Origin of the sequence: Micromonospora sp. NPDC050686, assembly GCF_040654475.1 — a bacterium.
Classification (GTDB): domain Bacteria; phylum Actinomycetota; class Actinomycetes; order Mycobacteriales; family Micromonosporaceae; genus Micromonospora.
This window is the reverse complement of the sequence record NZ_JBFAID010000024.1, coordinates 13,001-34,889: the sequence shown is the minus strand read 5'-3', so window position 1 is coordinate 34,889 and position 21,889 is coordinate 13,001. Positions and strand designations below refer to the sequence as shown.

Genomic DNA, 21,889 nt, shown 5'->3' with positions numbered 1-21,889 from the left:
GCCGCCACCCGCCGCCGAACAGTCAGACAACCGACCCCGGGGCGGGTCGGGCGGCCGACGAGGGATGCACCCGGGCCAAGTCGACGCCAAGTGAGTGCCAGGCGGGACTCCCGACAGTCGGGGCACGAGATCACACCGGCCGTCGTCGGCCGGTGCCGGGCCGGTCACCGATGGCCGGCCCGCCCCGAGCGGGCCGCTGACCGGAGCGGCCGGAGGAGAACATGAGCACGACCAACACCGAGACCGAGCCGAACCTGGTCGGCTTCCGGATCAACCACCGCACCATGCGCGCCGACACGCGGCGGCTGGCCGACCTGGCGGACCGCGTGGCCGCCGGCCAGATCACGTACGACCTCCGTCGCGCGAAGGCCCTGCGCACGTACGTGCGGCTGCTCTGCGACGGTATCCACCATCACCACCGGATGGAGGACGAGGTCCTCTGGCCGGTGCTGGAACGTTCGGCTGCCGCCGAGATCGACCTGCGGGAGCTCAGCGACGACCACGCGTCGCTCGATCCGGTGCTGGACGAGGCGCGCGCGGCCGTGGACGAGCTGGCCGCCGTGCTCGCCGCGGGCAGTCCGGCGGAGGGACGGGCGCGGGCCGCCGCGGGCCGCCTCGCCGCGGTCCTGGCCCAGCTGCGCGACGTCCTCGACGAGCACATCGAGGAGGAGGAGCGGCTGATCTTCCCGGTGATCCAGCGCTACGTCAGCGCGGCGGACTGGGACGCCGTGGAGCGGGCCGTACGCAAGGGCGGCGCGCTGCGGTTCGAGCTGCCCCGGATCGAGCGCTACGCCCGGCCCGACGAGTTGGCCGAGCTGAAGCGGATGGCCGGGCCGGTGCTGCGGCTGATGCTCGCGGCGCTGCGACCGGGCTTCCGCCGCCGGGAGGCGAGGGTCTTCGGCGGGTGACCGGCCGGCGCGACCGGCTCAGCTCGCCGCCGCCGCGTACGCCGATTCGTCGCACCACGGCACGGCGCCGACCGCGCGGGCCAGCCGGAGCCCGGCGTCGCGGTGCGCGGCGGCGGCCGCCGGGTCGCCGAGCATTGCGGCGAGTTCGGCGAGGGTCTGGTCCACCGGCCCGAGCGAGATCGATCCGCACTCCAGCCCGGCGAAACGCCCGGCCCACGGCAGCAGCTCGCGATAGCAGCGCCGGGCGGCCGGGGCGTCGCCGAGCCGGGCCGCGACCTGTCCGCGCAACGTCATCCAGTACAGCCACAGGTAGTCGGGGCGGATCGGGGCGTGTGGCCGCCAGACGGCCCGGGCCGCCGCGTGGTCGCCGGCGGAGAGCAGCGCGTGGGCCAGCACGTCGTGGGTGTCGTCCGGCACCCGCGCGTGCACCTGCCGGATCTCCCCGATCAGCTCGTGTCCGCGTCCGACGGTGCTGAGCACGGTGAACCGGCCCATGAGCCCCATCGCCGCCGCGTTCGGGCCACCGACGCGGCTCATCCGGACGCTGATCTCCGCGTACCGACGGGACGCCTCGTCGAGATCCCCGCGAAAGAGCGCGCACAGGCCGGTGAACCAGCCCATCACGGCGAGGATCAGTCCGAGCTGCCCGGTGGTGGCCTCCTCGACGGCGCGGTCGACGTGGTGGCGGGCCCGGTCGAAGTCGGCGTCGGCGAGCGCGGCCTGGTAGAGGATGTGGTGGGCCTCGCAGCGGTACGCGGTGAGCCCCGCGGCCTCGGCCGTCGCCAGCAGCTCCCGTCCGACGGCGGGCAGCTCGGCGCGGTGCGCGGGCGCGACGGTGACGAAGTAGCGGGCGTTCAGGGCACGGCAGAGCACGGCCGGGTCGTCCTGCCGGCGGGCCAGCGCGAGCCCCTCCCGGGTGACCTCGTCGGCGCGTTCCTGGTCGGCGCCCTCGATCTCGAAGGCGAGGACGCTCAACAGCCGGGAGCGCAGCGCCGGGCGGTCCTCGCCGACCCGGGACAGCTCCCGCTCCAGCAGCCGGACCAGCGGCTCGTCGACCAGGCGGTCGGGCCTGATGGTCCAGGTGACCGGGGCGTCGAAACAGGTCAGCGCGGCGTGTACGGCGGTGGGATCGCCGATGCCGGTGGCCAGCCTGATCGCCTCGGCGCGGGCGGCGCGGGCGGTGAGCACGTCACCGGCGAGTGCGCTGGCGGTGGCCAGGTTGCGGTGCAGGTCGAGACGGGTTCGGGCGGTGGCGTTCGGGGCCAGTTCGACGGCGCGCAGCGCGCCGGCCCAGAGCGTGGCGGCCTCCCGCGGCGCGCCGAGGTCACCGGCGCGGCGGGCGGCGGCGGCGAGGTGGCCGATCGCGTCGGCGGCGGTGGCCGGGGTGAGGGCCGCCAGCGCGTGCCGTCCCTTCGCCGCCACGTCGTCGATGCGCTGCTCCTGCAGCACGCCGAGAATCCGGCTGTGGATCCGGGTGCGCCGCAGCAGCGGAACGCTGTGGTAGAGCGCGTCCCGCATCAGGGCGTGGGCGAACCGGACCCGCCCCGGCTCGGGCTCGACGAGCAGGCCCGCGGTCACGCCGGCCTCCAGACCGTCGAGGACCGGTTCCTCCGGGCCGCCGTCGACGGCGAGCAGGGTGTCGACGTCGGCCTCCGGTCCGAAGACGGCGGCGTGCCGCAGCACCGTCTGCGCGGCGGCCGGCAACCGGGCCAGCCGGCGGGCCAGGACATGGCCCAGCCCGGCGGGAATGCCGTCGAGCGCGGCCGCCGGTCCTTCGGCCGCGATCAGCTTGGCCAGCTCGACGGTGAACAGTGGATTTCCCGCCGACCGTTCCCGCACGGTGCGCAGCAGTTCGGTGTCGGTGCTGTCCACGCCGTGCCGGCGCAGCAGTTCGGTGACGGCGTCCGCGTCGAGGCCGCCGAGTTCCAGGTCGACCGCCGGCACGCCGGCCAGCGCGGCCCGGGCCACCACCAGGTCGTCGGTCACCTCGTCCGGACGGTAGGTCGCCACGACCAGGGCGGGGGCCCCGGCCAGGGCGGCGGCGAGGTGGCGCAGGATCCGCAGGGTCTCGCCGTCGGCGCGGTGGACGTCCTCGATCAGCACGAGCAGGGGGCCGTGGCCGGTCAACCGGGACAGGTAGCCGGCCAGGGCCCGGCGGAGGTGGAACTCGTCGTACTCGCCGCGGGTGCCGACCGGCGTGCCGCTGTCCAGCAGCAGGCGCAGGCCGTGGGCTTCCGCCTCGTCGAGCGGAAGGTGCCGGCGGGCGGCGGTGACCACCTCGTGCCAGGCCCAGGCCGGCGGGGCGCCCGCCACCTGCGGGCAGGTGCCGGTGACCGGGCACCAGCCGGCCGCGGCGAGGGAGTCGGCGAGGTGGTGTGCCAGCGTCGACTTCCCCGCCCCCGCTTCGGCGCCCACCCAGCAGATGCCGAGGCCGGCTCCGGCGGCGCGGTCGGCCGCGGCGCGTAGCCGGGCCAGCTCCGCCGCGCGCCCCACCGGTCTTGGGTGCGCCGCGGCGGTCGGGGCGGCGGAGGGCGTTGCCGCCGGGCCGGCCGGCACGGCGGCGGTTTCCGGCCGGGCGATCCTGGTGGCCGTCACCTCCAGGCGGGGACTCTGCCGCAGCAGGTCCGTCTCCAGGCTCCGCAACTCACGGCTGGGATCGATGCCCAACTGCTCGGCCAGCGTGGCGCGGACCGCGCGCAGCACGTCGAGTGCGTCGGCCTGCCGCCCGAGGCGGTACAGCGCGACCGCGAGCAGCATGACGGCCTGCTCCCGCAACGGGTGGTCCCGCACGTGCGGGTCGAGGTCGAGGACCACCTCGGTCGGGCGGTCCAGGGCGAGCAGCAGCTTCGCCCGCTGCTCGACGGCGCTCAGTCGTAGCTGGGCCAGCCGCTCGCTCTCCCGATCCGCCCACGGCTCCCCCGCGAACTCGGCGTACGGGGTAGCCCCACCCCAGCAGGCGAGGGCCTCGTCGAGGCCGGCCACCGCCTTGACGGGCCGGGTCTCGGCTTCCGGCGTGGCCGCCCGTAGCGCCGCCTCGAACCGCCAGGCGTCCACATCGGGGGTCGGCAGCCTCAGGGCGTATCCGGGGGCGACGGTGACGAGGATCCGGGCGGGGGTGCGGGACGGGCGGTCCGGTTCCAGCGCCCGGCGCAGGTTCGACACGTACACCTGCAAGGCGGCCTGGGCTCGTGGCGGCGGGTCGCCCGACCACAGGTCCTCGACCAGCCGGTCGACCGACACCGGATGGCCGCCTCCGGCGACGAGCCGGGCCAGCACCGCACGCTGCCGGGGCGCCCCCAGGTCGATCGTGGCGCCGCCGCGGGTCGCCCGCACCGGGCCGAGCACGCCGATGGTCGTCACGCCGTGACCCTAGTCAGGCGAGCCGGCCGTGAAGATCCGGCATCCGACAGTCCCGGCCGGTGATCCCCACCAGCCCGCCAAGACGGCCTTTAGCTGCTGCCAAATTCGTCCCGGCCGGCCAAGGCCGTGGTCGGCCATCTCGGCCATCACCACCTACACCGCGGCGATCTCGGCGGCCGGGATCACCACCGCGGCGCTGGCGATGTCCACGTTCACCCTGGTCGGTGGCCTGGTCGGGGCCGCGATGATCCTGCTTCCGCTGTTCACCTCCGGCGCCGGCGTGGACGACGCCACCGACGCCCAGATCGCCGCGCTGCGCGACCAGATCAGCCGGCTCGCGGCCGGCATGGACCGGCGGTTCGACCGGATCGAGATTCTGCGCGGCAGGCGCCCTACGTGGTCCCGACCGGTACGTCGCTGGCCGACCCGGTGGCGACCGTGGGTCTCCACCTGCCGGCCGGCGCGATCGGCTACCTGGCCCAGTGGCCGGGCGCCGGACGACCCGCTCGGCTCGTGCATCGTGCAGGCCGGGACGGTGGGTTCCGGAACCCTGGCCGACCGGTACGGCTACCGGAATGCGGGCCAGTGCTCCGCCCTTCAGCTTCAGGGCGGGGGTGAAGGCCCGCGCTGGGAGGGCCGTCAAGGGCCGAGCGTGCCATTGACCGTGGTAAGTTCGCACCGGTCTCCGGTGATAACCAAGCCGGAGCCCGACGTACCACCGTCGCCGCAGGGCTTGCGGAGACGAAAAACGCCTGTGGAGCGGACGTAAGACCGGGGCAATCTCCGGCGGATCGCGGTGAAGCAGGAACCCATTCGGGCGTTGCGCGTTCCGTGCGCAGCGCGGAGGGAATCTCCGCCATTCATGGCGGTAGAGGAAGTCAATGGTCCGGCCGGATCAAGGCGGGCGGCCACCAGGAGGGCCTGGCGGCGGTCAAGACGGTCGTCGGCCTGCTGCGGGCGACCAACGTCAGCGTGCGCGCGGGCTGATGTTGAGCCGGTCCGGGGGCTCACGCAGGGTGCCCCCGGACCGGCGCTCGGCAGGACCATCCGACGCCACGCCCGGCGGTCCCGGCCCGCCGCTACCCGATTACCGCTGCCGCCCGACGTCCCTGCTCTGGTTCACTGTCACGTGTGGATCGTCAACGGCTCAGCAGCATCGCGCACTCGCACCATCCCATCGCGGCACCGATCTCCGGCGTCAACGTCAACCGGCTCCTGCGCCGGGCGGACCGGGGACCGGCGGCCCGCATCCTCGACCTCGGCTGCGGGGAGGCGGCCTGGGCGCTGCAAGCTCTCGCCCACCATCCCGACGGACACGCGGACGGTGTCGACCTCAGCCGGTACGCCCTGGAGCGCGCCGCGGCGGCGGCCGCCGAGCGCGGCCTCGCCGACCGGCTCACCCTGCACGAGCGCGATGCCCACACGTACGTGCCGGACGGCGACTACGACCTGGTGCTGTGCGTCGGGTCGACCCACATCTTCGACGGAGTCGCCGGGACGCTGCGGATGGCCGGCCGACACGTGAACTCCCACGGAATCCTGCTGATCGGCGAGGGTTTCTGGCAGGCCCCGCCGACGCCGGCGGCCCTGGCCGCGCTCGACGTGAAACCGGAGGACTACACCGACCTCGCCGGTCTGGTGGACGTCGCCGAACAGGCCGGCTGGACCCCGGTGTACGCCCACGTGAGCGATGCCGCCGAGTGGGACAACTACGAATGGTCGTGGGTCGGCTCGCTCACCGAGTGGGCGCTCGACAACCCGGGCCACCCCGACGCCGCCGACGCGCTCGCGGTCGCGCGTGAGCACCGGGATCAATGGCTGCGCGGGTATCGCGACGTGTTGGGCTTTGCGACCCTGGTGCTGCGCCGCGCGTGACCGTCGTAGTCCTGGCATCGCCCCGAGGCAGCAGAGGCGCCGGCCGGGCCCGTATGGTCGCGGGGTGAACATCGAGCAGGTCCGGCGGGCGTACGGGTCGGTCGCGGAGCTCTACATCGGGCTGTTCGGCACCAGCCAGCAGGTACACGCCGACGACCTCGCCTTCATCGAGCGACATCTGGCGGGGCGACCCGGCACGGTGCTCGACCTGGGCTGCGGACCCGGCCACCTCACCGATTTCCTTCGCGCGCTGGGCGTCGACGCCCGGGGCATCGACCTGGTCCCCGAGTTCATCGCCCATGCGCAAGCGACCCACCCGAGCGGCAGCTACCAGCTCGGGTCGATGGCGGATCTCGCCGTCGCCGACCACTCCGTCGCCGGCATCCTGGCCTGGTACTCGTTGATCCATCTGCCGCCGCAGGAGCTCGACGGCGTGCTCGCCGAGTTCCGGCGCGCACTGGCCCCGGCCGGGACGTTGGTGCTCGGGCTCTTCGAGGGCGACGAGGTCGCGGCCTTCGACCACAAGGTGGTGACCGCCTACCGCTGGCCCCTCGACGAGTTCTCCGCACGGTTGCGGCGCGCCGGTTTCACCGAGGTCGAGCGCCTGCCGCGCCCGGGCGACGGCATCCACCGGCCACACGCCGCCGTCGCGGCGATCGCGGACCCAGGGTGAGCTGAGCCGGTGAGCCTGATGCGTGACCGCCTCGACGATGTCCTCCGCGCGGGCGAGGCCGGCGGTCTGCACGCCGTCGTGGCGCTGCGCGGTGGCCGATGCCTGCTGGAGTACTACAGGGCCGGCGAGGACTTCGCCTGGGGCGACTCGCTGGGTGTCGTGGAATTCGGGCCGGAGACTCTGCACGACATTCGATCGGTGACCAAGAGTGTGACCGCGCTGTTGTACGGCATCGCGCTCGGCGACGGGCTGGTGCCGGCGCCGGCGGAGCCGCTGCTGCCGCGGTTCCCGCGGTATCCCGACCTGGCGGCTGACCCGCAGCGCGCCCGGCTCACCGTCGAGCACGCGCTGACGATGTCGTTGGGGCTGGAATGGCGCGAGGACCTTCCGTACCACAGCCCGGCCAACGCCGAGATCGCGATGGAGCTGGCATCGGATCGCCACCGGTACGTCTTGGAGCGTCCGATCCTCGAGCCGCCCGGCAACCGATGGACCTACTGCGGTGGCGCCACGGCGCTCCTCGGCCGCTTGATCGCCGACGGGACCGGACAGTCGCTGCCGGAGTACGCGCAGGCGGCGCTTTTCGGGCCGCTGGGCATCGACCGCTTCGCCTGGATGACCGGCGCGGACGGGGTGGCGTCCGCCGCGTCCGGGCTGCGACTCGCGCCTCGTGACCTGGCCAGGGTCGGCGAACTGGTGCTGGGTGGGGGAGCCTGGAACGCTCGGCGGATCGTTCCCGCCGCCTGGATCCGTACGATGCTCCAGCCACGCCTGCCGACCGGCTGGGGCGCCCAGTACGGCTACCAGTGGTACCTGGAATCCATCGGCGGGCATCGGCTGGTGGCGGGCATGGGCAACGGCGGCCAACGCCTGTTCGTCCTGCCCGAGCTGGACCTCACCGTGGCCCTCACCGCCGGCAACTACGACGACCCGGACCAGTGGCGGGCCCCGCTCACGGTGCTGGAGCAGGTCATCCTCCCCGCAATGGCCTGACCCAGCACCGTGGTGAGCAGGGCCACCGACAACTTCACCCGCGCCGTGCCGGGGCACGCCGCGCTGAAGGTCCTGGGGCAGCTGATCACGAACACCCAGGGCGGCCGGCACTGATGTACGCCCGTTCTGGGGTTCGGTACTCAGGCCCGGATGAGTACCGAACCGGATACGCCAGATCCCGGCATCGGGAAAGATCCTCGGCCATGGTTGATGTGGACGCACCACGCCGAGCCTCGTTCCGGTCGAGTCTTCTCGTCGCGCTCGGGTGGTACGCCACCGCAACCGCCGCAGTGGTCGTCGGCAGGTCAGGAATACCGGTTGCACCGGACCGGGACTGCTCAGCGATGTTCAGCTGCCTGACGCCACAGGAGCAGCTCGGCCTGATGGCCATCGTCGGCGCGCCGATCCTGGCGGGTCTGCTGGTCGTCACGCTGGTGATCACCGGCCTGCTCGCGCGCCGGCTCCCCTCGTCGATCCTCGCCGGCACCCTGGCGGTGCTGGGCAGTGTCGCGGTGGTGGCGGTGGCCGGCGCGGCCTGGCAGGGTGCCCAGTGAAGCGCCTGGGAATCGGCCTGCTCTTCTTCGCCTGGCTCTACGGCGTGCCGTTCCTGCTCATCGCGGGGTTGCTCCGGCGTACCTCGTCGCCCTACCTGGCCACCGACGCGGCGGCACGGTCGTTCGGCGCAACCACCGACACCCTTCTGGTCGCCGCGCTGGTGTTCAACCTGGCCCTCCCGGTGGCCGGGCTGCTGCTCGCCCGGCTCGTCGGCGACCGGTACTGGACGCACCACTTCCTGTGGTCGCTGCTGGGAGTTGCGCTGATCTACGCCCTCTTCGGGATGGTGGGGAACGGGGCCAGGGCACCGTTGATCGGCTGGACGCCGGCCGACCAGCAACCGGCACCGCGCGTCACGCAGTGCATTCCGATCAGCGGCGGCCGTGGCTGCCCGGGTGGCTGATCGCAGCGCCCGGCACGACAGCCCACCGGCAGAGGCAGCCTCGCATGATCGACGGGAAACAATCCGCGTCCAGGCTGTGCCCGACGATCACGACAGGTGGGATGGGGATCAGATGGGACGCCGGCTCTTCACGTCGCACCGTTGAGGCTCACATCCGTCATGTGCTGATCAAGCTCGACATTCCCGAGGCCAGCGACGGCCACCGCCGGGTGCTGGCCGTCCTCACCCACCTCCGTGCCGTCTACGACTGGCGCTGACCCGGGCGGTGCGACATCGATCCCACGGAGGCGGTATCCGAGTTGCCGGTCAGGCCGGCCGGAAGGAGTCCCGGCCGGCCGGCGCCGCGTGCTTGATCATGAGGTGCCGGGTTACGGAGTACTCGGCGACCGCCTCCTGGCTCATGTCCTTGCCGAAGCCGGAGCCCTTCACGCCCCCGTGCGGCGCCTCGGAGGCGATCGGCAGGTGGTCGTTGACCCAGGTGACGCCGACGTCGAGCCGGTGGCTGACTCGCAGGGCGCGCGAGACGTCCCGGGTCCAGACCGACGAGGCGAGCCCGTACTGGCTGTCGTTGGCCAGCCGCACCGCGTCGTCCTCGTCGTCGAAGGGAAGCACCACGACCACCGGGCCGAACACCTCGCCCTGCACGATCTCGCTGCGCTGCTCGGCACCGACGACCAACGTCGGCGGGAAGAAGAAGCCGGGCCCGTCCGCGGGCGATCCGCCGAGCGCGACGGTGGCGCCGTCCGCTGCCGCGCGGGCCAGGAACCCCGCCACCCGGCCCCGGTGCTCCGCCGAGATGAGGGGGCCGATGTCGATCTCGGCCGACCACGGGTCGCCGCTGCGTACCTTCCTCAGCGCGGCCTCCAGGGCGCCGATCGCGTCCTGATGGACCGGGCGTTGGACGTAGACCCGGGTTGCGGCGGTGCAGTCCTGGCCGGTGTTGTACGTCGCGCCCATCGCCACCCCGGCCGCCATCTCGGACAGGTCGGCGTCGTCGAAGACGATCGCCGGCGCCTTGCCGCCGAGTTCGAGGTGCACCCGCTTGAGCCCGGCGACCGCGCCCCGCATCACCTCCCGGCCGGTCCGGGTCGATCCGGTGACGCTGACCATGTCCACGCCCGGATCCGCGACCAGGGCGCTGCCCACGTCGGCGCCGCCGGTGACCACCTGGACCAGACCCGAGGGCGCGCCCGCTTCCTCGATCAGTCGCGCCAACGCCATGGTCGTCCGAGGCGTCTGCGGCGCGGGCTTGACGACCACCGCGTTGCCGGCGGCGACGGCCGGTCCGATCTTCCAGATCGCCATGATCAGCGGAAAGTTCCAGGGCGCGATCGAGCCGACGACGCCGATCGGCCGGCGGACCAGCAGCGACGTGTAGCCGGCGGACAGCGTGCCCGCGCCCGTCCCGTCCAGCGAGCGCGCCGCGCCCGCGAAGAACCGCAGGTTGTCCACGCCGAACGGCAACTCGCCGTCGCGCATGACCGACGCCGGCTTCCCGGTCTCCTCGACCTCCAGCCGGGTCAGCTCCTCGACGTCGCGTTCGACCAGGTCCGCCAGGCGCAGCAGCACGCGGGCCCGATCGGCGGGGGTGGCCTCCCGCCACTGCGCGAAAGCGGCCCGCGCGGCGGCCACCCGCGCGCCGACCTCCGCGGTGTCGGTGTCCGGGACCTCGGCGATGACGGCGCCGGTCGCCGGGTTGGTCAGGATGCCCATGGGGTTGCTCCTCAGCTGTTGAAACCGACACCGAAGCGATCCAGGAGCCGCAGCCACGGCCCCCGGCGCCCGCCGTGCGCGTCCGCCGCGGCCAGCGCGCGGCGGGTCACCTCCACCACCGGGTAGCGCAGCGGTTCCGGAGGGAACGGCACCGGGCGCCGCCGTACCATCTGCAGCCGGGTCCGGTCGGTGTCCCGGCCGCCGAGCAGGTCCAGTGCCACCCGCGCGCCGAACCGGGACGCGGCCACGCCGAGGCCGGTGTAGCCGACGGCGTACGCGATCCGGCGGTCGCGGGTGGTGCCGAACATCGGGGTGAACCGGGTGGTTGAGTCGATCACCCCGCCCCAGCGGTGCGTGAACCGGATCCCGTCGAGTTGGGGAAAGGTGTCCGCGAAGTGCTGGGCGAGCAGTTGGTGGCTGGCGTCGCGCTGGTCGAGGGCTGCCTCCACCCGGTTGCCGAACCGGTAGATGGCGTCGTACCCGCCGAAGAGGATCCGGTTGTCGTCGGTGAGGCGGTAGTAGTGGAACTGGTTGCCGGCGTCGGTGACCCCCTGCGCGTCGGGCCAGCGGAGCGTCGTCCGCTGCGCGTCGCTGAGCGGCTCGGTGACGAGGACGTAGTCGTAGACCGGCAGGACCCAGTGCCGCAGTCGCCGCAGGGGCGGCGGGTAGCCGTTGGTCCCGACCACCACGTGGCGACCGTGGACCCGTCCGTCGGCCGTACGCACCACCACCCCGTTGCGGGACCGGTCGAAGCCGGTGACCCGGGTGTTCTCGTAGATGTGCACGCCGAGCGACTCGGCGGCCGACGCCAGCCCCCATGCCAGCCGGGCGGGGTCGACCAGTCCGCCGGCACCGCGCAGTCGCATACCCGCGAGGTAGGTGGGTGACGCCACGTCGGCGCGTACCTGCTCGGCGTCGAGCAGGATCACGTCGTCACCGTACGTCCGGTGCAGCTCCGCCAGCGCGGCGAGTTCGGCCACCTGGTGGGGAGCGACGGCCACCGTCGTCTTGCCGCACGGCCGTAGCCCCGCGTCGATGCCGAAGCGCCGCACGGCGTCGGCGATCGCGGCCAGGTTCTCCCGGCCGAGCCGGACGAGGGTCGGCATCTCGGCGGGCCACCGCGACACACCGTGAGACAGGCCGTGGGTGAGCGAGTCGGCGATGAACCCGCCGTTGCGCCCGGACGCACCGAAGGCGACCCGCTCGGCCTCCACCACCACGACGTCCGCGGCGGGATTGTCCTGCTTGGCGAGGATGGCCGCCCAGAGGCCGGTGAAGCCGCCGCCGATCACCACGAGGTCGGCGACGACGGCGCCGGTCAGCCGGGCCCGCGGGTCCGGCCGCTGCGGGCGATCGGTCCAGAAGCTCGTCGGCGCCGCGTCGGCGAGCGCCGCCTGCGCCCTGGCCCGCGCCGCGGCGGCCGAGGCGGTCCGGGCCGGTGGCGCGTACCAGTTGGTCAACGAGACGCCCCGGCGGTACGGCCCAGCCGCTCGATCGCGTCGGCCGCCTGCCGCAGGCCGTCCGCGGCCCGGATCGCCGAGCCGTGCGCGGCGAGCCGGGTGCGCAGGTCCTCGTCGCCGAGCAGGCGCTCGATCGCCCCGTGCAACTGCTCGTCGGTGAAGCGGTACGGATCGAGGCGCGCCCCGAAACCGAGCTCGTCGACCCGCTGCGCGTTGTCGTACTGGTCCCAGAACAGGGGCAGCACGATCATCGGCTTCCCGAAGTGGAGTGCCTCGGTCGTGGTGTTGTTCCCGCCGTGGGTGATGACCAGGTCGGCCAGCGGAATGATCTTCGTCTGCGGCAGGAACTCCGCGCCCCACATGTTCTCCGCGAGGTCGATCTCGGCATGCAGCGGGCCCTTGGAGACGATGTAGCGGTGCGGCGTCTTGGCCAGCGAGTCGATCACCCGTCGCATCAGTTCGACGTCGGCGGAGCCGAGCGAGCCGAGGCTGAAGTAGATCAGTGCTCCGTCCCGGTCCGCGAGCTGCGGCGGCATGGTGAACTCGTCGTCGGTCTCGCGTACCGACGACTCGAGTCGCTGCCAGGTCGGGCCGAGCGGCCGGGCGTCGGCGTAGTCGGCGCTCTCGGGATACACGTAGAGGTTGAGGTCGCCCTCGTGGATGAACTCGAGATCGGGCAGGCCCGGTGCGCCCTGCTCCCGTACCCAGGCGTCGAACTCCTCCCACACCGGACGGTGCACGCGGTCGTACTCGGTCCGGAACGCCGCCCACCCCGACCGGTCGGCGGCCGGGTATCCGGAGAAGACCGGGGCGACGTCCTCGCCCTTGATCTCCAGTGGGTTGCAGGAGACGATCCGAACGAACGGCACCCCGGCGGTGTTGAGCGCGGGGAAGGCGACCACGTTGTCCTCGACGATGACGTCCGGCCGGACCCGCTCGATGATCTCCAGCAGCCGGGGCTGGCAGTACCTGGCGCCGTTGATGAGCTCGATCCACACCGGCTTGACCCAGGTGTCGAGCTGCTCGATCGTCGGCTTGCGGAACTCCGGCGCGGTGTCGCGGATGAAGTCCTTCCAGAACTGCCCGGCGTCCTGCTCCTCGGCGTCCGCCGCCGGTGCGGCGAGGTCGACGAGGTCCTCCTCGAAGCCCAGCGCGGCCAGTTTGCCCCGCCACGACGCCTCGGCCGCGAACACCACCCGGTGTCCGCGCCGGCGCAGCACGTCGCCGATCCCGATGCAGTTGTTCGTGGGGCCGTACGCGCTCTCGGGCATGAACAGGACCGTCAGCTGAGACATCACATCTCCCGGGGGTGGCTGTTGAATCGAAATTCAACAAGGTCCCCGGGCGGCAGTCAATACGCAGGCACTATGGTGTTCGAGAGAGTGTTGACGTCGTACCTCGGATCGGTGCCGTATGAAATCCCGTAAGTCCCGTGTCGAGCGCCGCCAGGACCTGATCGAGGCCGCCCGCCGCGCCATGGTCCAGCACGGGACGGACACGGTGCTGCTCAACCAGGTGGCCGAACAGGCGGGCCTGACCTCCGGAGCGGTGCTCTACCACTACCCCGACCTGCGGGACCTGTTGCTGGAGGCGCACCACGCCGGCATGGAGCGCTTCTACGAGCTGCGGGTGAAGACGATCGCCGACGTCGCCGACCCGGTGCGGAGACTGGTGCTGACCATCCGCTCCGGGCTGCCCACCGACGCCGAGGACGCCGACGTGCGCCTGCTCTGTGAGCTGGGCGGGGCGGCCGGCCGCAACCGCGTCTACGCCGCCCTGCTGACCACGCTCTACGACCGGCAGGTCTCCATGTACCAGACGATCCTCGAACTCGGCGCGGCCCAGGGCGTGTTCACCCTCGCGGCCGACTCCCAGACCATCGCCCGTAACCTGGTGGCACTCGAGGACGCGTACGGCTACCGGATCGTCGCCCGGCACCCGACCCTGCACGCCGCCGAGGCGGTCGAGCTGATCCTGTCGTACGCCCGGCTGGTCACCGGCAACCCGCTGGACGTGCCGGTGGAGCCGGCCAAACCCCCACGCGCTCGCAAACCCACGACCTGAAGCGGCAGCGGACCGGGCACGTCGGGGCGCTCAGCGGTCAGGCCCGTCGAGCAGCACGACGTCGGCGCCCGGCCAGTCCACCCGCGTCTCGTCCCCGAGCGCCACCGCGGTCGCGCCGGCGACCGTGGCCAGCAGCGGCCGGTCGAGCCCGGGGACCTCCACCGCGACCCGCGTGGTCCCGCCGAAGAAGGTCACGTCGCGGACGACCCCGGCCAACCCGCCGTCGGCACCCAGCCGGACCCGCTCGGGGCGGACCGCCAGCGTCGCCGTGGCCCCGACGCGGTCGGGGGCGGCGGGGCAGGGCAGCACGCCGACGTCGGGCACCCGTAGGCCGTCCGAGGTGAGCACGCCGGTGATCAGGTTGTTGGCCCCGATGAAGTCCGCCACGAACAGGTCGCCCGGCCGTTCGTACAGCGGCACCGGCGCGTCGACCTGGCGTACCCGGCCCTCGTTCAGCACCGCGATCCGGTCGGCGAGTGACATCGCCTCCTCCTGGTCGTGCGTGACGACCACGAAGGTGATGCCCACCTCGTGCTGCAACCGCTTGAGCTCCAGTTGCATCTCGGCGCGGACCTTCTTGTCCAGTGCCGACAGGGGCTCGTCGAGCAGCAGCAGGCGCGGTCGCTTCACGATCGCCCGGGCCAGCGCGACCCGCTGCCGCTGGCCGCCGGAGAGCTGGTGCGGCCGGCGTCGGGCCAGGCCGGTGAGGCCGACGGTGGCGAGGACCTCGTCCACCCGCTCGCGAATCTCGTTCCTCGGCCGCCGCTCGCGTTCGAGGCCGTACGCGATGTTCTTGGCCACGCTCAGGTGCGGGAACAGCGCGTAGGACTGGAACATCAGGTTGACGGGTCGCCGGTGCGGCGCGACGGCGAGCAGGTCGGCGCCGTCGAGGGTGACCGACCCGCTGTCCGGCTGCTCGAAGCCGGCAAGGATCCGCAGCAGCGTCGTCTTGCCGCAGCCGCTGGGGCCCAGCAGGGCGAAGAACTCGCCCTGGCGGATCTCCAGGCTGACCTGCTGCAAGGCTTCGACGTCGCCGAAGCGGCGGCTGACCGACCGGATGCTGACCAGGGGTTCGCCGGTGCGGGGCTGGCTCATAGGGACTCCGTGAGGCGGGACAGGCGCTGGGCCGCGATGACGAACGTGAAGCTGACCGCCAGCAGCAGCGTGGCCAGCGCGTTGATCTCGGGGGTGACGCCGAACCGCACCATCGAGTAGATGACGATCGGCAGCGTCGGATCCTGCGGCCCGGCGGTGAAGAAGGCGATGACGAACTCGTCGATGGAGAGCGAGAAGGCCAGCAGCGCGCCGGCGACGATGCCCGGGGCGAGCGACGGGAGGGTGATCCGGACGAAGGTCTGCGGCGCGGTGGCCCCCAGGTCGCGGGACGCCTCCTCCAGCGACCCGTCGACGTGGGCCAGCCGGGTGCGTACCACGGCGGCGACGAAGGCCGTGCCGAACACCGTGTGCGCCAGCAGGATCGAGTGCAGCCCGAGCGTGAACTGAACCGCGGTGTAGAAGGCGAGCAGGCCGATGGCCAGCACGATGTCGGGCAGCACGGCCGGCGCCACCGCGATCGCGTCGAGCAGTCTCGACCGGGTGTGCCGGGCGAGGCCGACGGCGAGCAGGGTGCCGAGCACCGTGGACAGGGCGGTCGCGCCGGCCGCGACGACCAGCGTGTTGAGCAGACCTTCCCGGACCGCCCGGTCGGCGAAGAGCCGCCCGTACCAGGCGGTGTCGAAGCCGTCCCACCGGTACGGGGTGTCGGCGGCGTTGAAGGACATGACCACGAGGACCACGATCGGCAGGTAGAGGAAGAGGTACGTCAGGCCGGCGGGCAGGTAGAGCCAGCTGAATCTACGCACGGTCGCCACCTGCCAGTCGCCGGGTCGCCCACGCCTGAGCCATGAGCAGCAGCACCAGCAGGGCGATCACGACGAGGGCGAGGGTGGATCCGAACGGCCAGTCCCGGGCCTTCAGGAACTGGTCGCGGATGAGGTTGCCGACCATCACCGTCCGGCCGCCACCGAGCAGTTCGGGGATGACGAAGTTGCCGAGGCTGGGCACGAACACGAAGACGCAGCCGGTCAGCACCCCGGGCAGGGTGAGCGGCAGGGTCACCGACCAGAAGGTACGGGCCGGCCGGGCGCCCAGGTTCGCCGACGCCTCGCGCAGTTGCGGGTCGAGGCGTTCGATCGCCGAGTACAGCGGCAGGACCATCAGGGGCAGGTAGGCGTAGAGCAGGCCGCCGACGACCGCGCCGGGGGTGTAGAGCAGCTCCAGCGGCCGGTCGATGATCCCGGCCCCGGTTAGCCCCCGGTTGATCACGCCTTCGCTGTTGAGCAGGATGATCCAGGCGTAGGTGCGGATCAGGAAGTTGGTCCAGAACGGCAGCACCACGAGCACCAACGCGACCGTGCGCCAGGTGCGGGGCAGCCGGGCGATGAGGTACGCGGTGGGGTAGCCGAGCAGCAGCGCCAGCAGCGTGGTGAGCCCGGCGAGTTTCATGGACGTCCAGATGACGCCGAGGTAGAGCCCGTCGGCGACCCGCGTGAAGTTCTCCGTCGATGCCTCGTAGACGATCCCGCCGAAGCGGCCCCGGTGGAACAGCGTGTAGCTGAGCACGAGCGCGAGCGGCACGAGCATGAAGACGGCCAGGTAGCCGATCCCGGGTCCGAGGGTGGCCAGTCGCGCGACGAGTCGTTCCCGGTGGGGGGCGTGCCGCCCGTGCGCACTGACGTTCGCACGGGCGGCACGCCGAGGGGTGAGAGTAGAGCTCATCTAGCCGGCCGACACCTCGGTCGCGATCCGGGTGTACGCCGGGGCGGCCTCACCCAGGTCGACCGGAACCTCGCCCTTGAGCAGTTCGGCCGGGGTCATCTTCAGCTGCGGGTGGGTTTCCAGCAGCTTGGCGTCGAGGTTGGCCATGGCGGCGGCGTTCGGCACCTTGTAGAGGATGTTCTCGGCGGCCCAGGAGTGGTTGGCCGGGTCGAGGATGTAGTTGACGAAGGCGTGGGCCGCCTCCTTGTTCTTCGACGTCTTGAGGATGACCATGGTGTCTACCCAGAGGTCGCTGCCCTCCTTGGGCACCACGAACTTGATCTTCGGGTCGTCGGTGGGGCACCAGCCGTCCCACGCCTCGACCAGCGCGGCCTCGCCCGACTTGAGCCGATCGCCGAACGTGGTGTCGTCGTAGGCCAGCAGCGTCTTCTTCGCCTCGATCAGCTTCTGCTTCACCTGCTCCAGCTGCTCCGCGTCGGTGGTGTTCGCCGAGAACCCGAGCGTCTTCTGCGCCGGGAGCATGAGCCACCGCTCGGTGGCCATCATGGTCACCTTCTTGGCCAGCTGCGGCTTCGGCGCGAGCAGGTCCTGCCAGCTGTCGGGGGTGTAGCCGGTCAGGTCCGTGCGGTAGCACAGGCCGGTGGTGCCCCAGGTGTACGGCACGGAGAACCGGTTGCCCTTGTCGTAGGCCAGCTGCCCGGCCTCCGGGTAGAGGTTCTTGAGGTTGGGCACGAGATCGGCGTGAATCGGCTCGATCAGACCCTGTTCGGCGAGCGCCTGGGCGAACTGCCCGGAGACGAACGCGACGTCGATGCCGCTGTCCGCGCCGGCGGTCAGCTTCGCCATGATCTCTTCGTTGGTGGCGTGTTTGGTGACGGTGACCGCCGGGCCCTTCGCCGCCTTGAACTTCGCGGGAAGGTCCTCCGGCATGTAGCCGTCCCAGTTCGAGACCGTGAGCCGCTGCTTGCTCAGGTCGGCGTTCGGGTCGAGGCTGTCGGCGCTCGCGGCGCCGGCGGTGTCGGCGCCGCCGCCGCACGCCGCAAGGGCGAGCACGAGGCTGGCGGCGAGAGCCACCGGTGCGGCGGTACGCCGGGCAGGTTTGAACGGCAACACTCGGCACTCCTGTCGGGAGTCGAGACAGTGCACCGGAGTGTTGCAACGCAGGTCAACATGCGCAAGACTCATGCCGCCTTTTCCCGCTGAGTTTTTACGTCGGAACCTGAATTTGGATTCAACAGAACCCCGGGTCCCGCCCGGAGCCTCCGCCGCGCTCGTTGACGCCCTCGCCAACCGCCGCGCCCTGACCGGCCTGCGGGTGCGCCGCTTCGTTCCGCTGCCCCGGTGTCCCCTCGGGGAGCGACTGATCACGGTCGACCAGACGAACACCTCGGTCGTGGTGGGCGAGCGCGTGGTCGTTAAGTGGATGCGGCCGGCGACCGGCGGTGGATCACCCGACCGCGCCCCGGACCTGCTGGCGCACCTGGCGGCCGCGGGCTTCACCCGCACCCCGACGCCGTACGCGGCCGTCTATCACGACGGGCCGGACACCGGTCTCGCGGCGGTGGTGACCGGCTTCCTGCCGGACGCCGCCGACGGGTGGGACTGGTGCGTCGACGCCCTGATCGACCAGCTCGACGGCGGACCGCCGGCCGAACTGGCCGGCGACCTCGGCGTGCTGGCGGCAGAGCTGCACTGTGCCCTGGCCACGCCGTCCGAGACCATCTCAGCACCGGTCGCGGTGGGCCGGCGTGACTGGGCGGCCGACGGCTTGGCCGTCCTCGACGACGCACACCGGCTCGTCGCCGCCGCCGACGACGAGGACGCGCACTGGCTCGCGGCACGGCTGCCCCGGCTCGCCGCGGACATCGAGCGGTCCCGCGCGGTGGACCGGACGTACGTGATCCCGCCGCACGGCGACCTACACGTCGGGCAGGTCCTGCGGTGGCGGGGCGGGCTGGCGGTGACGGACTTCGACGGCAATCCGACGCTGGCGACGCCCGACGGTGTCGTCCTCACCGAGCCCGCCGCGCGGGACGTGGCGCAGCTGCGCACCAGCCTGCTGCACGTCGGGCAGATCGCCGACCGGCGTACCGACGGCCGACACCGGCCGGCCGTGACCGACTGGGGTCGGCGGGCGACCGACGAGTTGCTCGCCGCCTACCTCCGCACGCTGGACGAGCGCGGCCTGACCCACCTGTTCGACGAGCGGTTGCTGCGGCCGTTCGAGGTCGAGCAGGAGTGCCGCGAGTTGTGCTACGCCGCCCGTTTCCTGCCCCGCTGGCGGTACGCCCCGATGGGCGTGCTGCGCCACTGGTACGACTAGAGGAGCGCCCGTGGATCCGCGCCTGTTCCTGGCCGACCTGGAGGCCAAGCCCCCGTCGCTGCGCCGCCTGGCCGCGGCGCTCGCCACCGACGACGGGTGGTCCGGGCTGCCCGACCGGGTCGAGCGGGTGCTGCTGCTCGGCATGGGCAGCTCGCGCTACGCCGCCGGGGTCGCCGCGCGGCGGCTGCGCGCCGCGGGTGTCGATGCGATGGCCGAGTACGCCTCGGCCGACACGTCGTACCCGCCGGGCCCGAGCACCCTGGTGGTCGCCATCTCCGCCAGCGGGAGCAGCCTGGAAACCCTCGACACCGCCCGCCGCTACCAGGGCTCGGGCCGGCTCGTCGCCCTCACGAACGTGCCGGACTCGCCGCTGGCGGACATCGCCGACCTCGTCGTCCCGATGCACGCCGGGGTCGAGGCGGGCGGGGTGGCGTGCCGGAGCTTCCAGCACACCCTGGTGCTGGTGCTCGACCTCGCCGCCCGGCTGGCCGCCCGGCGGTCCGGCACGGGCACCGGGCCGGATACCGCCCGGCTCGCCCGGCGCGCCGCCGACGCCACGGAGGACCTGCTGACCCGCCGGGACCGGTGGCTGCCGGCCACCGCCGAACTCCTGGACGGCCCGCACGGCGTGTACGCCCTCGCGCCGGCCGAGCGGCTGTCGTCGGCGATGCAGTCGGCGTTGATGCTCCGTGAGGGCCCGCGCCGGCCCGCCGACGGGTGCGAGACCGGCGACTGGTCGCACGTCGATGTCTACCTCACCAAGACGCTCGACTACCGGGCCCTGCTCTTCCCCGGCTCCCGGTACGACGCGCCGGCGTTGGACTGGCTGCGCCAGCGGGAGTCGACCGTGCTGGCCGTCGGCGCGGAGGTCGCGGGCGCCGCGGCGACGGTCCGCTACCACGGCGACGACGACCCGGGCGTACGGCTGCTCACCGAGACACTGGTCGCCGAACTCGTCGCCGCCTGCTGGTGGAGTCAGCCCTGAATCCTAGATCAACTTCGCCCGGCCGCTTCGCAACAGGCCAGCGAAGGTCTTGACTGCCTAACTGAATCCGGCTTTAAATTGCGGGCACGCCAGGTCAGGCGTTCGCGACCGGAGGTCAGCCATGGGAGCCAGGGGTCGGACAGCACTCACCACTCGCCTGCGTGCCACACTCGCCGCGCACGCCGAAGCCGAACGGACCGGAATCCCGGTCGACGAAGTGATCGACATGCACGCCGCGGGTCTGTCCCGCCGCAAGCTGCTCGGCGGCGCCGCTGCCGTCGGCGCCACCGCCGTCGCCTCGGCGGCCGGCCTGCCCCGGCCGGCTGCGGCGGCCGCCGCCCCCACTGCCCCACCGTCGGTCACCATCGTGGGAGCGGGACTCGCCGGCATCCGTGCCGCCCACTGGCTGTACAAGGTCAAGGGCATCCGGGCCGCGGTCTACGAGGGCAGTTCCCGCATCGGCGGCCGCTGCTACAGCCTGCGGGGCTTCTTCGACGACGGGGTGGTCGTCGAGCACGGCGGCGCCTTCATCAACACCGAACACAACACGATCCGCAACCTGGCGAACAGCCTCGGGCTCAGCCTGCGCAACGCGAACGGCGGCAATCAGCCGCCCGGCGGCGACCGGTACTGGATCGACGGCGCGGACTACCCCTACAGCGCCGCGAACGCCGACTGGGGTCAGGTCTATCAGGCATTCAAGGCCGCCCAGCAGTCGGCGCCGTACCCACAGACGTACGCCAACCACACGCCGGCCGGCCTGGCGCTGGACAACCAGACCGTCAACCAGTGGCTGGCGGCGAACGTCCCCGGCGGCCTCTCCAGCCGGTTCGCCAAGCTCATGCAGAGCAACGTCGTCGCCGAATACGGCCTCGACCCGGACCAGCAGTCGGCGCTCAACCTGATCTACCTGCTCGGCTGGAACGGGCCGAACTCGTTGGCACCGCTCACCGGGGGCGACGAGAAGTACACGATCATCGGCGGCAACGACCAGTTGCTGACCGGCATGGCCGGCCAACTGCCGGCCGGCACCGTGACGCTGGACCGCAAGCTGGTGGCGGTCAAGGCCAACGCCAACGGCTCGGTCACCTGCACCTTCCGGGCCGGCAACACGTACACCGACGTCACCTCCGACAAGGTGATCCTCGCCCTGCCGTTCACCACGCTGCGCGAATGCGACCTGTCCAAGGCCGGGTTCTCGACGGTGAAGATGCGCTCCGTCAACGAGTTCGACCTGGGCAGCAACGCGAAGATCCACCTCCAGTTCACCGGCCGACCCTGGGTGACGCAGGGCTACGGCGGGTCCACCTACACCAACGTCGCCGGGTTCCAGTGCGCCTGGGACGACACGGTCAACCAGCCGACCAGCACCGGCGTGCTCTGCGAGTTCCCGGGTGGCAGCCAGACGACGGCGTGGACCGGGGCGGCATTCGGCGCCGCGCCCGCCGCGCAGGTCACGTCGTTCCTGAACCAGTTGGAGCCCATCTATCCGGGCATCACCGCCGCGTACAACGGCAGGGCCTACCGCGACGCGTGGCCGCTCAACCCCTGGTCGAAGGGCGCCTACTCGGCCCAGAAGCCGGGACAATACACCCGCTTCTTCGGCATTGAGGGCGTCCGCGAGGGGAACGTCCACTTCGCCGGTGAGCACACCTCCATCGAGTACTTCGGCTATCTCAACGGTGCGGTCGAGTCCGGCGAGCGCGCCGCCAAGGAGGTCGCCGGCCCGTAACCAGCCGCTTCCCGGCGTGGCCGGTGGCGCCACGGCAGCCACCGGCCCCGACCGAGCCGTCCCCGAC

The 21,889-nt window shown here is 72.3% G+C and carries 20 protein-coding genes; 11 read left to right on the top strand and 9 right to left on the bottom strand.

From position 1 onward, the window contains the following. Positions 1–221: 221 nt before the first annotated feature. A complete protein-coding gene (locus AB0H57_RS17540; protein WP_357507550.1) occupies positions 222–908 on the top strand; it encodes a hemerythrin domain-containing protein in 687 nt (228 codons plus the stop codon). A gap of 18 nt (positions 909–926) precedes the next feature. On the opposite strand, the gene AB0H57_RS17535 is transcribed toward AB0H57_RS17540, so the two are convergent. Together AB0H57_RS17535 and AB0H57_RS17530 are read right to left on the bottom strand one after the other, a co-directional pair. Next, complete coding sequence (locus AB0H57_RS17535) at positions 927–4,268, bottom strand: BTAD domain-containing putative transcriptional regulator (protein WP_357507548.1); 3,342 nt, start codon at positions 4,266–4,268, stop codon at positions 927–929. Between the two features lie 153 nt (positions 4,269–4,421). Then, the gene (locus AB0H57_RS17530) at positions 4,422–4,616 is read right to left on the bottom strand and encodes a hypothetical protein (protein WP_357507546.1); all 195 of its coding nucleotides are present in this window, start codon (positions 4,614–4,616) and stop codon (positions 4,422–4,424) included. Between the two features lie 483 nt (positions 4,617–5,099). Between AB0H57_RS17530 and AB0H57_RS17525 the strand changes: the two genes are divergently transcribed. From AB0H57_RS17525 to AB0H57_RS17500, 6 genes are all read left to right on the top strand, one after another. Next, a complete protein-coding gene (locus AB0H57_RS17525; RefSeq protein ID WP_357507544.1) occupies positions 5,100–5,255 on the top strand; it encodes a hypothetical protein in 156 nt (51 codons plus the stop codon). Positions 5,256–5,399: 144 nt separating this feature from the next. Then, positions 5,400–6,143: a class I SAM-dependent methyltransferase gene (locus AB0H57_RS17520; protein WP_357507542.1), complete on the top strand. Its 744-nt coding sequence runs from the start codon at positions 5,400–5,402 to the stop codon at positions 6,141–6,143. A 64-nt stretch (positions 6,144–6,207) separates the two neighbouring features. Then, positions 6,208–6,816 (top strand): class I SAM-dependent methyltransferase, encoded by a 609-nt coding sequence (locus tag AB0H57_RS17515; protein WP_357507540.1) that lies wholly within the window; start codon positions 6,208–6,210, stop codon positions 6,814–6,816. Positions 6,817–6,825: 9 nt separating this feature from the next. Beyond that, positions 6,826–7,809 (top strand): serine hydrolase, encoded by a 984-nt coding sequence (locus AB0H57_RS17510; RefSeq protein ID WP_357507538.1) that lies wholly within the window; start codon positions 6,826–6,828, stop codon positions 7,807–7,809. Between the two features lie 344 nt (positions 7,810–8,153). Beyond that, a complete protein-coding gene (locus AB0H57_RS17505) occupies positions 8,154–8,363 on the top strand; it encodes a hypothetical protein (RefSeq protein WP_357507536.1) in 210 nt (69 codons plus the stop codon). After that, positions 8,360–8,767 carry a hypothetical protein gene (locus AB0H57_RS17500; RefSeq protein WP_357507534.1) on the top strand — a complete coding sequence of 136 codons (408 nt, stop codon included), beginning with the start codon at positions 8,360–8,362 and terminating at the stop codon, positions 8,765–8,767. Before AB0H57_RS17505 ends, AB0H57_RS17500 begins: the two co-directional genes overlap by 4 nt. A gap of 306 nt (positions 8,768–9,073) precedes the next feature. On the opposite strand, the gene AB0H57_RS17495 is transcribed toward AB0H57_RS17500, so the two are convergent. Genes AB0H57_RS17495 through AB0H57_RS17485 form a run of 3 tightly spaced genes read right to left on the bottom strand, consistent with a single transcriptional unit; the run spans position 9,074 to position 13,235 of the window. Continuing rightward, positions 9,074–10,480 carry an aminobutyraldehyde dehydrogenase gene (locus tag AB0H57_RS17495; RefSeq protein ID WP_357507532.1) on the bottom strand — a complete coding sequence of 469 codons (1,407 nt, stop codon included), beginning with the start codon at positions 10,478–10,480 and terminating at the stop codon, positions 9,074–9,076. 11 nt (positions 10,481–10,491) lie between these two features. After that, a complete protein-coding gene (locus AB0H57_RS17490) occupies positions 10,492–11,940 on the bottom strand; it encodes an FAD-dependent oxidoreductase (RefSeq protein WP_357507530.1) in 1,449 nt (482 codons plus the stop codon). Continuing rightward, complete coding sequence (locus tag AB0H57_RS17485; protein WP_357507528.1) at positions 11,937–13,235, bottom strand: nucleotide disphospho-sugar-binding domain-containing protein; 1,299 nt, start codon at positions 13,233–13,235, stop codon at positions 11,937–11,939. The genes AB0H57_RS17490 and AB0H57_RS17485 overlap by 4 nt, the downstream gene beginning before the upstream one ends. 118 nt (positions 13,236–13,353) lie before the next feature. On the opposite strand from AB0H57_RS17485, the gene AB0H57_RS17480 reads away from it, so the two are divergent. Continuing rightward, a complete protein-coding gene (locus tag AB0H57_RS17480) occupies positions 13,354–14,004 on the top strand; it encodes a TetR/AcrR family transcriptional regulator (RefSeq protein WP_357507526.1) in 651 nt (216 codons plus the stop codon). A 30-nt stretch (positions 14,005–14,034) separates the two neighbouring features. On the opposite strand, the gene AB0H57_RS17475 is transcribed toward AB0H57_RS17480, so the two are convergent. Genes AB0H57_RS17475 through AB0H57_RS17460 form a run of 4 tightly spaced genes read right to left on the bottom strand, consistent with a single transcriptional unit; the run spans position 14,035 to position 17,892 of the window. Next, on the bottom strand, positions 14,035–15,099 hold the full coding sequence (locus tag AB0H57_RS17475; protein ID WP_357507524.1) for an ABC transporter ATP-binding protein: 1,065 nt from the start codon (positions 15,097–15,099) through the stop codon (positions 14,035–14,037). Continuing rightward, positions 15,096–15,866, bottom strand: coding sequence for an ABC transporter permease (locus AB0H57_RS17470; protein WP_357507521.1), 771 nt, complete (start codon positions 15,864–15,866; stop codon positions 15,096–15,098). The genes AB0H57_RS17475 and AB0H57_RS17470 overlap by 4 nt, the downstream gene beginning before the upstream one ends. Beyond that, on the bottom strand, positions 15,859–16,782 hold the full coding sequence (locus AB0H57_RS17465) for an ABC transporter permease (RefSeq protein WP_357507519.1): 924 nt from the start codon (positions 16,780–16,782) through the stop codon (positions 15,859–15,861). Before AB0H57_RS17465 ends, AB0H57_RS17470 begins: the two co-directional genes overlap by 8 nt. Continuing rightward, positions 16,783–17,892, bottom strand: a complete 1,110-nt coding sequence (locus AB0H57_RS17460) for a spermidine/putrescine ABC transporter substrate-binding protein (RefSeq protein ID WP_357507517.1) — start codon at positions 17,890–17,892, stop codon at positions 16,783–16,785. 115 nt (positions 17,893–18,007) lie between these two features. Between AB0H57_RS17460 and AB0H57_RS17455 the strand changes: the two genes are divergently transcribed. From AB0H57_RS17455 to AB0H57_RS17445, 3 genes are all read left to right on the top strand, one after another. Then, entirely contained in the window at positions 18,008–19,105 is a 1,098-nt protein-coding gene (locus AB0H57_RS17455) for a hypothetical protein (RefSeq protein ID WP_357507515.1), read from the top strand. A gap of 10 nt (positions 19,106–19,115) precedes the next feature. Beyond that, positions 19,116–20,090 (top strand): SIS domain-containing protein, encoded by a 975-nt coding sequence (locus AB0H57_RS17450; RefSeq protein ID WP_357507514.1) that lies wholly within the window; start codon positions 19,116–19,118, stop codon positions 20,088–20,090. A 226-nt stretch (positions 20,091–20,316) separates the two neighbouring features. After that, complete coding sequence (locus AB0H57_RS17445; RefSeq protein ID WP_357507511.1) at positions 20,317–21,822, top strand: NAD(P)/FAD-dependent oxidoreductase; 1,506 nt, start codon at positions 20,317–20,319, stop codon at positions 21,820–21,822. Positions 21,823–21,889: the final 67 nt, after the last annotated feature.

Coding starts and splice junctions, on each gene's coding strand:
- AB0H57_RS17505 (WP_357507536.1), top strand. CDS start 8,154: ATGTTCAGCTGCCTGACGCCACAGGAGCAGCTCGGCCTGATGGCCATC.
- AB0H57_RS17485 (WP_357507528.1), bottom strand. CDS start 13,235: ATGTCTCAGCTGACGGTCCTGTTCATGCCCGAGAGCGCGTACGGCCCC.
- AB0H57_RS17540 (WP_357507550.1), top strand. CDS start 222: ATGAGCACGACCAACACCGAGACCGAGCCGAACCTGGTCGGCTTCCGG.
- AB0H57_RS17445 (WP_357507511.1), top strand. CDS start 20,317: ATGCACGCCGCGGGTCTGTCCCGCCGCAAGCTGCTCGGCGGCGCCGCT.
- AB0H57_RS17475 (WP_357507524.1), bottom strand. CDS start 15,099: ATGAGCCAGCCCCGCACCGGCGAACCCCTGGTCAGCATCCGGTCGGTC.
- AB0H57_RS17530 (WP_357507546.1), bottom strand. CDS start 4,616: ATGCCGGCCGCGAGCCGGCTGATCTGGTCGCGCAGCGCGGCGATCTGG.
- AB0H57_RS17495 (WP_357507532.1), bottom strand. CDS start 10,480: ATGGGCATCCTGACCAACCCGGCGACCGGCGCCGTCATCGCCGAGGTC.
- AB0H57_RS17465 (WP_357507519.1), bottom strand. CDS start 16,782: ATGAGCTCTACTCTCACCCCTCGGCGTGCCGCCCGTGCGAACGTCAGT.
- AB0H57_RS17480 (WP_357507526.1), top strand. CDS start 13,354: ATGAAATCCCGTAAGTCCCGTGTCGAGCGCCGCCAGGACCTGATCGAG.